The sequence below is a fragment of the Desulfonatronovibrio magnus genome (assembly GCF_000934755.1).
GTDB lineage: Bacteria > Desulfobacterota > Desulfovibrionia > Desulfovibrionales > Desulfonatronovibrionaceae > Desulfonatronovibrio > Desulfonatronovibrio magnus.
In genome coordinates this window covers 1-14772 of record NZ_KN882176.1, presented here as the reverse complement: position 1 = coordinate 14772, position 14772 = coordinate 1, and the positions used below count along the sequence as shown (strand labels likewise).

The window sequence follows — 14772 nt, the reverse complement described above, 5'->3', positions numbered from 1 at the left end:
GGTCATACTACCATGGAATCGGAGGAGAATGCCGGCCGTAACTGGTATCCTGCAGGGCCTGCCGGATGAGCTGGATGACTGTGCCGGACTCCACAAGCTTTTCTCTGCCATCTTTGCCTCGCAGCATATTCACACCCATGCGCAGGGCATGCCAGCCCATCTCAAGACCTGCGTGAGACAAAACCGAAAACATTCCCCCATATTTGTACAGATAAAGGTATTCACTACGTATCCTGAAATTCATGACCTGGGCCGAAGCCCTGTTGTAAGCCTTGTCTTTGCGGGTTTTACTGCTGGCCCCTCCGATATGCTCAACCTCTGCCTCTGGAATGAAGTACACTTTCCATCCGGCCTTCCTGGCCCGCATACACAAATCAGTCTCCTCGTAGTAAATATAAAAACGCTCGTCGAAAAAACCAATATCATCCAGCATGCTTTTGCGCAGAAACATAAAAGTTCCGGGCACCCAGTCCACCTCCTTGACCCTGTCGTGGGCAAATCCCCCAAAGTCGTGCCTGTTGAAAAAGGAAGATCCTGCAAAGCGACTGCTTAGCCCGCTAAGCGTACAAAAATTGGAGAACCATGTGGGGAATCGTCTGGCAGAGGGATTCAGACTGCCGTCAGGATCAACAATGCGCCCCCCGCATACTCCACACCCCGGGTTTTGTCTCATGAATTCAGCTGCTCTGGAAATAGCTCCGGGTTTTACAAAAGCATCCGGATTCAACAATAAAATATATTCCCCCCGGGCCAGGGCAAAAGCCTGATTGTTGGCTGCAGCAAAACCAGTATTTTGCTGGTTGGCAGTCAGGTTGACCCCGGGAAATTCTTCCCTGACCATCTGTGCAGATCCGTCCCTGGAATCGTTGTCCACGACCAGCACTTGAATTTCCACTCCGGCCGTATTCTCAAAAAGAGCCTCAAGACACCGGCGCAAAATATCACGGGTATTATAGCTGACAATGACTACAGAGATCATAATATAAATCCTCTTTATTTTTCCCTGCCTTTGAAAAACTTCACCCAGCGTCTGATAATAAAACGTCCCAGAATACGCATGTCTTCCCACAGGGAGCGGTGGTGGCGGTAATACAGATCTTCCACTCGCTCTAAGTCAGCATCATTATCAGGATCCCTGAGATCAGCATAGGTAATGGCCGCAGGAAAAATTCCCCGGTCTGCCGGTTTCATTTCCGGCGATATACCATGCTCCAAAGACTTGGGCCGATGGCCGCAAAGCCACAAACGTCCGTAAAAGACAAGCAGAAAATGAGGGTAGAGGTCCAGGCCAAGGGCCATAAATATCCTTTCTGAAATCCCTCCGGAAGATTTTGACGGGATATAGCGGGGCAGTTTAAGCGTTTTACCTTTTCTGCCCTGTACCTTTTGATGGGTAAAACGGCTGCCCTGGGCCAGCTTCCATCCAAACAGCAGGGCAAAGGGCAGCAATTGAGTCATAACGATAACTCCGGCTGCCATGCGGCTGAAAAGGGAGTGCAGCATATCCCTGAACCGGGGCAGGGACTGCACATTGCTGACCATCCAGGGATCCGGTATGTTCACTACGGCCCCGCTGTAAGGATCTATGACTGTATTGCCTGCAATTATTTTGGAGCGTATCTCCATGCCGCGGCCTATAAAAGTACCGTTTAGTATAACCGAATCGGAAATTTCACTATTGCGGTCAATCATAACATGACTTCCCACCACTGCATTGGGTCCTATGACGGTCATGGGGCTTATACGGCAGTCATTGCCGACAATTAGAGGCGGAGACAAGGTGGCTGTTGGGGGAGTGATTACATTATAGCCTATACTTACGTTGTCTTGAAAGAAATATCCTGCCCGAAGATACTTTTCAACTTCGCCCTGCACTAAGCTCATATTGATATTGTAGAAGTCTTTCAGACTTTCCAGAGGTACAATTTCCCGGCCCAGGGACTCAAATTCATCCCAGTTTACAAGCTTGCCGTTTTTGGCCTGATTGTACCAGTCCTGCAGCAGGTGGGGATCATGGCTTAAAATACATGCAGCCGCGTCTTCTTTTACATGAATATAGGTTTTCCCGGGCAGGGGACTCAGAGGTTCTTTACCGGTTTTGCGCGGAAATGCCGGACCAGTTACATGAAGCAGTCCTTCTGTCAGAGACTCCATGGAAAAACGTTTAAGAAATGATACCGGATCATTCTGGTTGCGGTAAAAACTGTATGTGATCTGCAGCCCCCAGGGTTCTCCAGAGCCCACATACTTTTCGATTAATTCTGCACCATCATCCAGAACCAGCCGGATATCCCGGATATTCAAATCCGAGCACCACTCAAGCCAGTACTCCAGCAGGGGGCGATTTCCCAATGGCAGCAAAGCCCAGGGAACCTGGCTTACCGGCGAAGCCCAGGGTGCAGGTACCCCGGTATGGATCACGGCTTTCACTCAACCACCCGAAGAGCTTCTTCCGTGGTCTCAAAGATATCGAACAGCTTGTAAGCACGGGTAATCTCAAAAACCACCCGCACTTCCTTGTTCAGCCCCACCAGTTTTATTTCCTGTCCATACTCGGAACTCTTTTTAAGAAGAGCAATCAGGGTTCCAAGTCCCGAGCTGTCCATGAAAGTTAATTCTGAAAGATCCAAAATCAAAATCTTCAAACCCTGATTTTCCTCCATGACCCTTTTGAAATCTTCCCTGAAGGGATCAACGTTGGAAGCTGTCAGGGTGCTTGACGGAACACTTGCAATGACTACGCCTTCAATGGGATTGGATGTCTGCATCAGTATCCTCCTGCTTAAATTATATATAACTACTATGCCTGCCTGGTTTTCATGATTGGAAAAATAGGACTTTACGGATGAGCATCCGTCTCATGTTTAATATCCATAATGGCTGCCTGGCCAAAAATAAAAAGCTGCCCAGAGTTAATCATGCTGCAGACCGGGGGCCAATGCTTTTTATTAAATGGGATTGCGGACAAGTTACAAGTAAGTGGCTTGCAATTATCAATACGCCCCCTTGCCCGAAAGAACAGCCGGAATGGTTTTGATGATAATCCACAGGTCCATGGCGATGCTCTGGCTGTGAATGTACTGCAGGTCAAGGCGCACCTGATCTTTGAAAGGAATTTCTGAACGTCCCTGGATCTGCCAGAAACAGGTCAGACCGGGCTTTACATGCAGTCTTTTACGTTCTTCAAGGCTGTACTGAGCAACCTCGTCAGGCAGTGGTGGTCTTGGTCCAACCAGTGCCAGGTCCCCCTTGAGAACGTTGAAAAGTTGAGGCAATTCATCGATGCTCAGACGCCGGATAATTCGCCCTACTTTTGTCACACGGGGATCATGTTTAACCTTGAAAATCACTCCATCACGGGATTCATTACTGTCCATGAGATCCTGCTTCCTTTTTTCAGCATCTTTGTACATGGAGCGAAACTTGTAAAATGAAAAAATTCGACCATTCAATCCTACTCTTTTCTGGGAAAACAAAAAAGGTCTCCCGTCTTCAATGACAATGGCCAGGGCGACGATTATGAGAAATGGAGAAAGAATGATCAGTCCTAAGAGCACGCCTATCACGTCCATGATACGCTTGACAAAAAAAAGACCACCCAGGCTCAGTTCCCACATGAGAACCTTCATGCGGTGCCTGGACTTAAGAAGGTGCATGTCTGCCCTGGAAACAGGCAATTGCAATTCCTTGAAAAGGGCTTTGCGAGCCCTGAATATCTCTTCGTTCATTTGTTACCCCTGATAATGGACCCAAAAAATATGTAGCATAGAGGCTGTCTCCGAAATTTTTTTATGATTTTACAATAGAGGCTGCATCATCATTGATGACCGTAAATAGTGAATGATTGACCCCGGAGCGACGAAAAATCAAAACATCCCGGCAAAGTTGGCTGAGAATTTCAAGCCCCCTGCCGCGTTCTGAATACAGGGGGTTTTTGTGCATTAAGGATTTGGTTGAAAGATAGTCCCATTCCTTGCCTTTATCAAGAAAAACTATCCGGCACAGGCCTTCCTTCAGACGCACACTCAGGTAAAAATCCTGTCCTTGAGACAATCCTGAATGATCAATTATGTTCACAGCAAATTCGTGGACAACCATTCGAACAGACCAGGCAAAACTATCCGCCCATCCCTGCTCCAAAAAAAGGTCATGAATATCCCTGGCGATCTTTTCCGCATATACCAGGCTCAACTCCACTCGTCCGGACCACAATATATCTTTCATGTCCACATGATTTATAGTCAAAACGCTGCAGTCATCATTGTTGAGCTCGCATCCATGGTCCTGCACCTTTTCCATAATCCGTCTGGCGGGATTAAGAGCTCTTGATTCCAGAGTTGTGCTGATGACCTTGGACAGATCGATTGCTGGGCAACTTTCATTGGGTGATGTCTTGTGAGACTCCACAAGACCGTCTGTATAAAGTACGATATTCATTCCCGCATGAACTGGAAGAATGATTTCATCAGAACTGTCAGCTATTTCTGATGGTCCTATGGCCAGGCCGACAGGATACACTCCCTTGTTCAAGTCAATATCCGGGTTTTGAGGATAAACAAAAGCCTGGGGGTGACCGCAGCTTATGCAGCGCCAGGCAGATATGTCCGGCTCAAAAAAGCCCATGAACAGGGTTGCATAAAACTCCGGATCCTGAACATATTGCAGAAAACGCTGGTGTATGACATTGCACACAGCTGCTGGTCCCTTATCATGCATGGCCTGGGCTGTTTCACCGGCCAGAACCCGCAACAGCATGGACAGCATGGCCGGGGCCACGCCATGACCGGCCACGTCCCCTATGATAACACAGACTTTGCCTCCGGACAGGCTGAACACATCAAAAAGGTCCCCACCAACCGAAATATGGGGCTCATAGGCACTGAAAATCTCCATCTGTGAGTCGATGTAAGGGGCAACTGATAAAACCTTGCGCTGCAAAGCACCGGCCAGTCCAAGCTCTTTTTGCATTTTCTGCTGCCATTCCCGCAATTTTGTATTGCTGGCCTGCAATTCTTCAAAAAGCTGAAAGCGTTGCTGCTTGATATTGTAAAGCTCCACTGCCTGCAGAAGGGTAGCCCTGAATTCCTTCACTATCTGAATTGGCTTGAGGATGTAACGATACACCTCTCCATTGTTTATGGAGTCCACGATCTGATCCAGGTCAGCTGCACCGCTTAAAACCATGCGCACTATCTGCGGCTTGCGCCTGCGTACCTCCTTCAAAAAGGTCATGCCATCCATTACAGGCATTTTTACATCAGAAACTACTACATGCACATCTTCAGCTTCGATTATATCCAGACCCTCGGCTGCAGAATTTGCAAAAAATTTCCCATAGGGCTCTCTCATGAGAAGGCGCTTCAATGAATCCAGTATTGCTATCTCATCATCCACAAATAAGAGGTTGATGCTTTCAAGACCATCAATTTTCCGTGCTTCTATAGATTCTCGCATATTCTGACTCTGTGTTTTTAATATAACCCTGTGTAAATAATTTGTAAGCTCCTCACCCGGGTGATCTGGGACCGAACCTGGGAGTAACTTATACCCATCAAAACCTGGATTTCGGCTTTCGCCGGAATGACTCTAAAGATTAAAAACCTGCAATAACCGTCACCCCGGACTTGATCCGGGGTCCAGTTTTTTTTGAAGTTACTGAAGTAGATCAGAATCCCATGACCAGTTTGCGGACGAAGACTGCTATAGATAACGACTAACCTCTCTTTTGCCTGACCGGCAGAACAATGTGAAACGTAGTGCCATCCTGTTCATTGCTGTCCACACTTAAAATTCCATTATGCTTGCGGACAATAATATCATAAGAAATGCTCAGCCCCAGTCCTGTCCCCCTGCCGGTAGGTTTGGTGGTAAAAAAAGCGTCAAATATACGCTTGCGGACTTCCTCTTCAATTGTAGGGCCATCGTTAAAAATATCACAGTATACATGGTTATCATCAGCCCATGTGCGAACTTTAATAGTCCCTGGCCGGGGCATATGGGCATCTTCTAAGGCCTGGGCCGCGTTAACTACAATATTTAAAAATACCTGGTTAATTTCCCCGGGTACGCATTCTATCTCGGGTATAGCATTAAGTTCGGTCTGAATTTCGGCATGATTCTTATAATTGTTATGAGCCAGGACCAGAGTATCTCTAAGTCCTCTGTTAAGATCAAACAATATAAATTCTTCTCCAGAGTCACTCCTGGAAAAATTGCGCATGCTGTTAACAATCTTTGAAATGCGTTGGAATCCATCCCTGGACTGCTCAAAAAGCTTATCCAGATCGCTCAAAACAAAATCCAGAGAATATTTTTTTTCAAGCTCAAATGCCTGGGACAGAAGTCTTTCCTGTTCCCGGGAGCCGGGTACTGCCCCCAATGCCTTTTTGTAGCTTTGTACAACCTCAACGATAATCTGAATCTCTTCCTGCAGAGTCTCAAAATTCATGGAAACAAATCCAACAGGATTGTTGAGCTCATGGGCTATTCCCGCAGCGAGCTGACCAATAGCCGCCATCCTTTCTCCAAGAATCAGCCTCTGCTGGACTTCTCCCAGCTGACGGCTGCGCTCTTCCACTTTCTGTTCCAGAGTGGCGTTCAGATGGCGCAGTTCATTGCGGCTCTGGCGAAGCTGCTCTTCAGTCTCTTTGCGCTTCAGGGAGTTCACAAGAATGCCTGCCAGCATATAAAAAGGCACGGCTCCCTTATCGTTCCAATCCTGTTTTTGGTCCTTTGAATCAAAACAGATAAATCCCTCAAGGGAACTTTCCCAGATCAGAGGCACAACAATGGAGGGTGCACATTCCTCCTCCGGCAGACTTAAATCATTTGCAGTATCCAGCATGGTCACCTTAGAGACATCTTCAATAAGGGCATCATCAAAAAAAAACATTTTTTCCATCCAGGAAGAAACCACGCCTGCCGGCACATTCTGGAGATATTGCGACTGGGAAGCAATACCTGGAGAGCACCACTCGTAAGTACTATTCAACATGGTGCGGCTGGTTTCAAACTCAAACACATAAACTCTGTCCATGCTTAGAAACTCGCCCATTTCACGAAGACTGGAAAGTATCGCTTCATCGATGTTTTCAGCACCAAGGTTTACAAATCTTGAGGATATCCTGGCTATGACCGCTTCTAAGTCAGCCTTGGTTTTAAGATCTTTTTCAGCTTCCTTTTGAGCCGTAATATCCCTTCCAACCCCCTGGATTTCGGATATCCTGCCTTCTTTATCCCTGATGGCATAATCCTCCCAGGCCAGCCAGCGCCAGCCATGCACAGTTTTAGCACGCTGTTCCATGTATGCACGGTATGGAGGAACCTCAAGCAGCTTCATTGCTTCCATGGTCGGTTCCAGGTCATCTTTGTGTATCAAAGGCATAAAGGTACTGCCGATAAGTTCTTCCCTGGTCTTTCCAAAGGCCTGACAATAGGCATCATTGACATAGGTAAAACGTCCCTTTTCATCAACTCGAACCACCATGTCCGTCTGGGATTCCACTATTCCTCTGTAAAGCTCCTGGCTCTTGCGCAGAGACTCTTCCATGCGCTTTCTTTCGGTAATGTCCCGCTTGAATCCGCAAAGCCCAACTATATTGCCATCTGAATCAAATATCGGAGTCTTGTAGAATTCCACCCATTTTTTGCTGCCTTGTTCCTGGATCAAATCTTCCCAGTTCATTTTATCACCGCTCTGCATTATTCTGGTGTCCTGCTGCACATAGCGCCGTCCAGTGGATTCCGGCCAGACCTGCAGGGCATTTTTACCCAGGATATCCTTCCGGGACAGACCACTTTCGCGGCAAAAGAACTCGTTAACCGCGAGATAATTTCCCTGAGTGTCTTTGAGCCAGGCTGAAAAAGGCAGATTATCCAGCAAAGCTTTCTGCTGAGCTTGAACCATCTGTAAAGTCTGCTCTGCCTGTCTGCGCTGCAAAGCCTCCATACAGGCTCTGCATGCTCTGGACAGCATTTTTATAATATGTTTCAATTCATTGAGAAATGCAGGGTCAAATACAGTTTTACGACCCAGGATGAGCATTCCAAAGCCGGAAAGACTGAAGCCATAATAAAGCCCCTGTTCTCGCTTCAGTACCTCCACAAAATTATCTTGATCCTGGCTGGCCGCCTTTTGAATAAGAGCATTGACCAAATCTTCCCATAAAGGCTGGTCATGCATGACCCTTGGTAATACCAGGCTTGTATGCAGGACATGAACATCTTGCTGAACCACTCCGGCCAGGCTGCAATTAAGTTTGCGCAGAAAAATTGGAAGAGAATTTTTGAGCAGCACTTCCAGTTCAAACTCGCCGCTGATGGACAGAGCCATTTCCAGAAGAATTTCCTGATGCAGATCTCCCTTCAAAGACCCATCTCCTCTTTCAGTAAAAACCATTCCCCGGGGCAGTCCACACCCCGGTTTTGACAAGGTGCCAATTTATGTAAGATTTCCTGTTTAAAATGCTCCCAGTTGTTTAAGAAAGAGCCAGTCCCCCTCCACACACACAAAGGGCTAAGCTGCTAACTGTTAAGTATATTTCTTTAAAGTGTATTACAAGGGTAAAATTGAGGTTCTATACCTGGACCTGAGCGGAACTTTTTAAATAAATCTGTATCTTGCCCTGCACAATTAAATCACCTGCCTGATAATAACTTATTCAACACCCTGCTAAGCCATCACACAATACCCCGGACATGTTCTCACCCCTTTTCTGCATCAGGGCCTGCTGTGTCGGCTCCATGATATTGGCTCAGGGCATATCTGTATATCTACATGATCCCTATCAAAAAACTGATTTCTTTCTAATGGAAAAAAATGTATACTCTTTTTCAGAACATAAACAGGACAACTTGAGTGTTGATAGTTCTTGTTTCTTGGTTCTTGGTTCCTTGTTGTTGGCTTCTCACCAGACGATCTGCTGAGATGTCAACAGATATTCAGGATCACTGTTCAGAAATAATTGCTGCAAACTCAGCCAGTACATCGGAATCATGTCCGATAAGCTGAAGTCGACCCTGAATAATAAATTTATAGCTTCGGGTGTTACTTAGAACCTGAAGAAATTTCTGCTCAATATGCATATCTTTACAGGCCATTTTGGTGGATGCTATGTGTGAAAAGGTCAGGCTGCTATCCTTACCTGCTGTAAATCCTCCGGTAAATCGGTTACACCCTGAAAACCCAAAGGCCCGGTTTTTTTCCTCATCAAACCTGATATATGGCACTCTTTGCCCGTCAGGCTGTTTATCCACCTGCTCGCTTTTAATAAAATAAAGCTCCCAGCGAAAAGGCCCCGCAAGTTTTGAAGGCATTACTGTACCTTCATCATCAATCTTTGGCAGCACAACTGAGCTGTCTTTCCAGGGACAACACCCTGAAATACCTGAAAATACAACAGTCATAAACATTAAGACTAAAAACTTATTTATCATACATCTTCCTCCTGTTACAATAGCACTGCAGCGAAACTTATGTGCTGGCATCTAAAGCAATAAATTGAAAATTTACACACCAGCATCAAGCTAATGCAGACTGTGCCCACAACCAAATTTAAACAAGGATCTAACAGCAGCAAAAAACTGTAATAGTTTAGCCCTTCTAAGTAACTACAAACGTATATGCAATAAATTCAGAGCATTACGGTTTTACGATACAGATTGCTTCGGTCGCTTAGGCTCCCTCGCAATGACAGGTTTTCAGCTACCACATCCCTGTCAGCTCAGGTGTCATTGCGAGCGAGTCTTCGAGCGCGGCAATCTCAAACGTGCTAAGGCTGATTTTTTAGTTACTCACAGTTTCGGTCCCGGGCCGCCCGAGTGAGGAGCTTCTAAGGAAAGCAGGGGACAGGCAAGACCAGCCCTTGTTTTTTGTTGATGTAAAACACAGACTTAATAAAACAAGGGCTGGGAGAGCCAGTCCCCCTCCGGGCTGTATGCCTCCGGGCAGGAAGCCGTGCCACATGCAAATGGCTAAACTGCTACAAAAAACTTACTCATTTCAGCATCTTTTAAATCAGCACATCAGTACTGCCTGGTTCCAGTGCATGACCAAGTACACCATGCGCCATGCAGATATGCGGGATTTCTTTCCAGTGAAGGCCCAACAGATGTGCACCCGTGGAATCTACAGCAACTGGATCAAAGCCTGCAACAAGTTTATTTATCGGAGGTTCACATGTTCTGCCCCCCAAATGATACTCAGCCATACCGACTGTTGCGTCAATAATGGACAGATCAGGTTTGCGGTAAAGGTTAAGGTCAAAAATTGAACGATGCATCTGACCATGAAAAAATGATTTTTTCCAGCTTCCACCCTGCTGATAATGACTTGGCGGAGCAAGACCCAGCATATTTTTCATGGATAAAGTAACCTGGGCCAGTGAATGGCGCTTGAGCACAGGCACTGATATCAAAAAACCTTTCATGGTCTGCCTGGGAAGATATATTTCAGGCAGAACACTGCACTCAGGATTATGAAGCCGGACAAGGCTTGATTTGTTCAAGTCAATGAGCTCGACATTCATTTCCTTGGACAAGCGAGTGTAACCCAGCCGTGAAAATATCTCCCCAGTATCCAGACAGGCATCTCCACAGCCTTCTGCAATTACTACCCGTGCTTTGGAATTCTTTCTTATATAATCAATTAAAGATGCAACAATAGCGGTTGGAGTTGTTATGGGGAAGGGAGACGCGTTCACTAAGTTTGGCTTGATAATAATGAGTTTGCGCCGCCTGAATACACTGCCTGTTTCTATTTGATCAAGACATACCTCTAAACTTTTTGAGTAATCAATAAAATCTACCACACTAATGGTATTTTTTGGTATCATATACTACCTCTTTTTTTCATGTCATAAAATAATCTAAATTTTGAAACAAATTCAGACAGTTAGAGTTTTCTGTTTGTTTATCATTTACACGAAACTAAAACCATTTTTATAATAAAATCAAAGCATTACAGTTTTACCATACACATTGCTTCGGTCGCTTGGGCTCCCTCGTTGGTGACAGATTTTGAGCAACCACATCCCTGACAGCTCAGGTGTCATTGCGAGCGAGTCTTTTTACCTCGTTGAATACACCCAGTGTAGGCGCAGCCATTCAACTGGGGCGAGCGCGGCAATCCTTGTTGCGAGCGAAGCGAAGCAATCTCGTGCTAAGGCTGATTTTCTTGTTCCCAGGCTCCAGCCAATTTTGAAGAAGCGGCTGGAGCCGCAAGAACTAAACGCCCCCAGGCTGGAGCCTGGGAACGAGTGGTATATGGGACTGTTCTTCAAGGTGGAGGCGGCTTCCAGCCGCCTGGAATTAAATAGCCTGCAGGATGCAGGCTCCACTTTACAGACAGTTACTCACAGCTTCGCTCCCTGCCCCCGGGTGGATCGCCTCTAAAGGGCTTAAAAGTTTATTCCAAACACTGAGAACCACAACTTGATATGTGACCTCAAAACTGATAGCTCAACTGATTCGCCAGCACGAGCATCAACTCTGCAACAACAATTATTAATAAGGACATTATGCACAGATTATCAGACTTTCTTGCTCAAGGCAACAGACGGTGGTTCGTTGTTGCCGGAGCCATCATCATACAGTTCTGTCTTGGAACAATTTATGCCTGGAGCGCTTTTACCGGGTTATTAACCCTGTCGGTATCCCAGGGAGGAGAATACGGTTTCACTGCCCAGCAGGCTGCCTGGATCTTTTCTGTTGGTTTGCTGTGCTTTGCTGTGAGTATGATCATTGCTGGAAGGCTTCAGGTCAAATTTGGCCCAAGAATTATTGCTCTGGCCGGAGGAACGGTTCTTGGAACTGGTTATATTCTCGGAGGCCTCCTGGGCAGCACTTTCCTGGGGCAACTCTTTTTCATTGGAGTGATTGGCGGCGCAGGCATTGGCATGGCTTATGTTGTTCCCATTGCTGTTGGCATTAAATGGTTCCCTGATAAAAAAGGTCTTATTTCAGGCATTGCTGTGGCAGGCTTTGGTTTTGGGGCCACATTATGGGTGAAGCTTGCCGGAAGCTGGTTTGGAGGTTTGCTTTATACTACCAGCCTGTTTTCATTGCCGGGCGTTCAGTCTGTCTTTTTAATCTATGGCCTGATATTTTTGATTTTCGTGGCATTGGGCAGCATGGTAATGTTAAATCCCCCTGAGGGCTATGCTCCCCAGAGTATTTCCCATCCAACCCAGTCCAAAGAGCAACCCTTTGCTGAGTCAAGCAATTTAGAGTTCACTACAAGAGAAATGCTGGGCAAGCCACAGTTTTATATGTTGTGGATAATGTTTTTCAGCACTGCCCTGGCAGGTCTGATGGTTATTTACAGCATAAGTCTTTTCGGTATTGACGCGCTGCAGGCGGCACAAGCTGTTGATGGTCCGGCCCAGGCTGCAGCCATAGCAGGTACAGCCATGGCCTGGTACGCCATATTCAATGGTCTCGGTAGAGTTATCTGGGGTGGAATTTCTGATCGTCTCGGCAGGAAATGGTCTTTACTTATGATGTGCTGCTTTCAAGCATTCATCATGCTGGTATTTTTTGAAATGGGCACTGCTGTAAGCAGCTTTATTCTGGCTGCGGCGATTATTGGTTTCAATTTTGGAGGCAATTTTGCCCTGTTTCCTGCTGCCACAGCAGACTATTTCGGCAGCAAAAATCTGGGCACCAATTATGGATGGATATTTTTGTCTTTTGGACTGGCCGGGGTGGCCGGACCGCAGATTGCCGGATACTTCAGAGACGCTGCAGGAGCCGGGGATATATCTACCTGGTCAACATCCTTTACTATAGCTGGAATAGCCTGCATTTTTGCAGCAGGACTGTCCCTTTTGCTTAAACCTCCCACAAAATCTCAAGGCTGAAGGTTGAAGGCTGAAGGCTGAAGGCTGAAGGTACAAGGTTCAAGGCTGAAAATCCTGGACACTGGACATTGGACATTGGACATTGGACATCGGAAACATGGGTCCTCTTAGCTCCTCACCCGGGCACCCGGGGACTGAATCCTGTGAGTTTGCAAGCTTTGCATTGATTGAGTCTGCGAGCTTATGCATTACACACTGTTGAAAGTCACAAAAAAGCCGGGCCGGAAATTTAATTCCGGCCCGGCTGTTATTTTGTTACGCTGATTTCTGTAAAACTAATCTACAGTCTTTTCAGTTATTTTATGGTGCACTAATTATTTCATCAGAGATAAAAAGAGCCTCGTAGGCCTGGCCCTGGTCAGCTAAATCAGAACTTATTCGTCCGGAAGTTACAGCCGTAGGAACAGCTTCTGTGACATGCTCCCACAAAACCTCGGGAAGACGATAAAACCAGATTCCGCTGTCCCATACCCCTGCCACCTCATCGCGGCCATTGCCTGTCAGATCACCCGCAGTTAAAAGGCTGGATGGATGATGAGTTATCCGAGTCCATTGTTCATCTGAACTGTTCCAGTACCACACGCCACTGGACCAGCTGCCAATCACTTCAGCCCGACCATCACCTGTCAGATCTCCAAGGGCTATTGCAGAGGGCCGGATTTCCGTCAGAAGGTTCCATTCATCTCCCTCCCACAGCCACAGGCCTGAATCCCAGACTCCTGCCAGCGCATCACCTGTACCATGATTATACCTGCTCGTTGTCAGCAATTGTGCTGGATAAGAAGTCACCAGGTTCCAGTCTTCTACAAAACTGCTCCAGGACCACACACCGCTGGACCAACTGCCCAGAATATCATCGCGGCTGTTGCCATGCAGATCACCTGCAGCCAAACTGCTCGCTGGAGAGTAACGGGTCAGGAGCGACCACTGGCCGATTGCTGATGATTTAATCCATGTACCGCTTTCCCAGACACCAATCAAATCACCCTGGCTGTTGCCATCAATATCACCAATGGCTATCTGATCTGCTGCTGCAGTCAACCACTGCCAGTCATCGGAAGGCAGATCATAATGCCACGTTCCATGTTCAGGCCAGACTCCTGCAAGTGCCTCTAACTTGTAAGCTCCTCACCCGGGGGGACCGGGACCGAACTTGTGAGTAACTAAAAAATTAGCCTCAACACGTTTGAGATTGCTGCGCTCGAAGACTCGCTCGCAATGACACCTGAGCTGTCAGGGATGTAGTTGCTGAAAACCTGTCACCCACGAGGGAACCTAAGCGACCGAAGCAATCTTTATGGTAAAAGCATAATGCTTTGAATTTATTACTAATTTGGTTTTAGTTACTTAGAAGAAGAAGTTACTTAAAAGACAGACACTCGATTATTTTCCGCAAGCGACCGGCCCATAGAAAAGATGCCTGCACCTGCAGATCAGCACTCTATCTCGCCCTCAGACATTAGCATTCTTTCCTCCTGACAAGCCGCCAGGAGGAAAATATTCAATCTGCCTTAAATGCCTATACGTCGAGCGCAGCGGGTGGCTGATTAATTATTTAATTATTATCGAAATCTCAGCCACAGGCATGCTCCGGTAAGCTGAGCAGTTACAAAACTTCAGCACCCCACGGCGTGAATCGTGTGCTGATCAGCCTTGATGGTTTTCCAGAACAGTCTGCTTTTCCAGGAGGGCTTTACGCGCCGGTCAAAGATAACTAGCCAGCCCTCGTGGCAGCCCAGGGTTTCCATGTAGCGGGTTAGTTGTTTTTGGCCTTCTTTCAGGGTCTTGGCGTCTTTTCGGATTTTGATTTCTAAGGGGTAACGCTGATTTTCATAATGGATGCACACATCAATGCGACCACGACCTGTGGCCATTTCCCGGTCTATCCGGCCACCGGAATTGATGATGCGCTGCA

12 protein-coding genes are annotated in these 14772 nt (G+C 46.8%); 2 read left to right on the top strand and 10 right to left on the bottom strand.

Going from position 1 to position 14772, the window contains the following annotated elements; all coding sequences use genetic code 11:
- Positions 1 to 7: 7 nt before the first annotated feature.
- The 8 genes from LZ23_RS15440 to LZ23_RS15405 all read right to left on the bottom strand — a co-directional run bounded on the left by LZ23_RS15440 (position 8) and on the right by LZ23_RS15405 (position 10832).
- Positions 8 to 979, bottom strand: a complete 972-nt coding sequence (locus LZ23_RS15440; RefSeq protein WP_045215622.1) for a glycosyltransferase family 2 protein — start codon at positions 977 to 979, stop codon at positions 8 to 10.
- A 14-nt stretch (positions 980 to 993) separates the two neighbouring features.
- On the bottom strand, positions 994 to 2430 hold the full coding sequence (locus LZ23_RS15435) for a nucleotidyltransferase family protein (protein ID WP_045215620.1): 1437 nt from the start codon (positions 2428 to 2430) through the stop codon (positions 994 to 996).
- On the bottom strand, positions 2427 to 2768 hold the full coding sequence (locus LZ23_RS15430; protein ID WP_052507434.1) for an STAS domain-containing protein: 342 nt from the start codon (positions 2766 to 2768) through the stop codon (positions 2427 to 2429). The genes LZ23_RS15435 and LZ23_RS15430 overlap by 4 nt, the downstream gene beginning before the upstream one ends.
- A 225-nt stretch (positions 2769 to 2993) precedes the next feature.
- The gene (locus tag LZ23_RS15425) at positions 2994 to 3728 is read right to left on the bottom strand and encodes a sugar transferase (protein WP_045215618.1); all 735 of its coding nucleotides are present in this window, start codon (positions 3726 to 3728) and stop codon (positions 2994 to 2996) included.
- Positions 3729 to 3789: 61 nt separating this feature from the next.
- Positions 3790 to 5454 carry a SpoIIE family protein phosphatase gene (locus tag LZ23_RS22835; protein WP_052507433.1) on the bottom strand — a complete coding sequence of 555 codons (1665 nt, stop codon included), beginning with the start codon at positions 5452 to 5454 and terminating at the stop codon, positions 3790 to 3792.
- A 259-nt stretch (positions 5455 to 5713) separates the two neighbouring features.
- Positions 5714 to 8368 (bottom strand): PAS domain-containing sensor histidine kinase, encoded by a 2655-nt coding sequence (locus LZ23_RS22830; protein ID WP_198146019.1) that lies wholly within the window; start codon positions 8366 to 8368, stop codon positions 5714 to 5716.
- Between the two features lie 578 nt (positions 8369 to 8946).
- Positions 8947 to 9435 carry an META domain-containing protein gene (locus LZ23_RS15410; RefSeq protein ID WP_045215617.1) on the bottom strand — a complete coding sequence of 163 codons (489 nt, stop codon included), beginning with the start codon at positions 9433 to 9435 and terminating at the stop codon, positions 8947 to 8949.
- Between the two features lie 575 nt (positions 9436 to 10010).
- Complete coding sequence (locus LZ23_RS15405) at positions 10011 to 10832, bottom strand: DUF362 domain-containing protein (RefSeq protein ID WP_045215615.1); 822 nt, start codon at positions 10830 to 10832, stop codon at positions 10011 to 10013.
- A 184-nt stretch (positions 10833 to 11016) separates the two neighbouring features.
- On the opposite strand from LZ23_RS15405, the gene LZ23_RS15400 reads away from it, so the two are divergent.
- Together LZ23_RS15400 and LZ23_RS15395 are read left to right on the top strand one after the other, a co-directional pair.
- Positions 11017 to 11391 carry a hypothetical protein gene (locus LZ23_RS15400; RefSeq protein ID WP_045215614.1) on the top strand — a complete coding sequence of 125 codons (375 nt, stop codon included), beginning with the start codon at positions 11017 to 11019 and terminating at the stop codon, positions 11389 to 11391.
- A gap of 125 nt (positions 11392 to 11516) precedes the next feature.
- Positions 11517 to 12857 (top strand): L-lactate MFS transporter, encoded by a 1341-nt coding sequence (locus tag LZ23_RS15395; RefSeq protein ID WP_045215612.1) that lies wholly within the window; start codon positions 11517 to 11519, stop codon positions 12855 to 12857.
- Positions 12858 to 13157: 300 nt separating this feature from the next.
- On the opposite strand, the gene LZ23_RS15390 is transcribed toward LZ23_RS15395, so the two are convergent.
- Positions 13158 to 13898, bottom strand: a complete 741-nt coding sequence (locus tag LZ23_RS15390; RefSeq protein ID WP_045215610.1) for a VCBS repeat-containing protein — start codon at positions 13896 to 13898, stop codon at positions 13158 to 13160.
- Between the two features lie 575 nt (positions 13899 to 14473).
- Positions 14474 to 14772 (bottom strand): DUF8371 domain-containing protein (locus tag LZ23_RS24755; protein ID WP_045215608.1); only part of this gene is annotated, 299 nt, incomplete at its 5' end.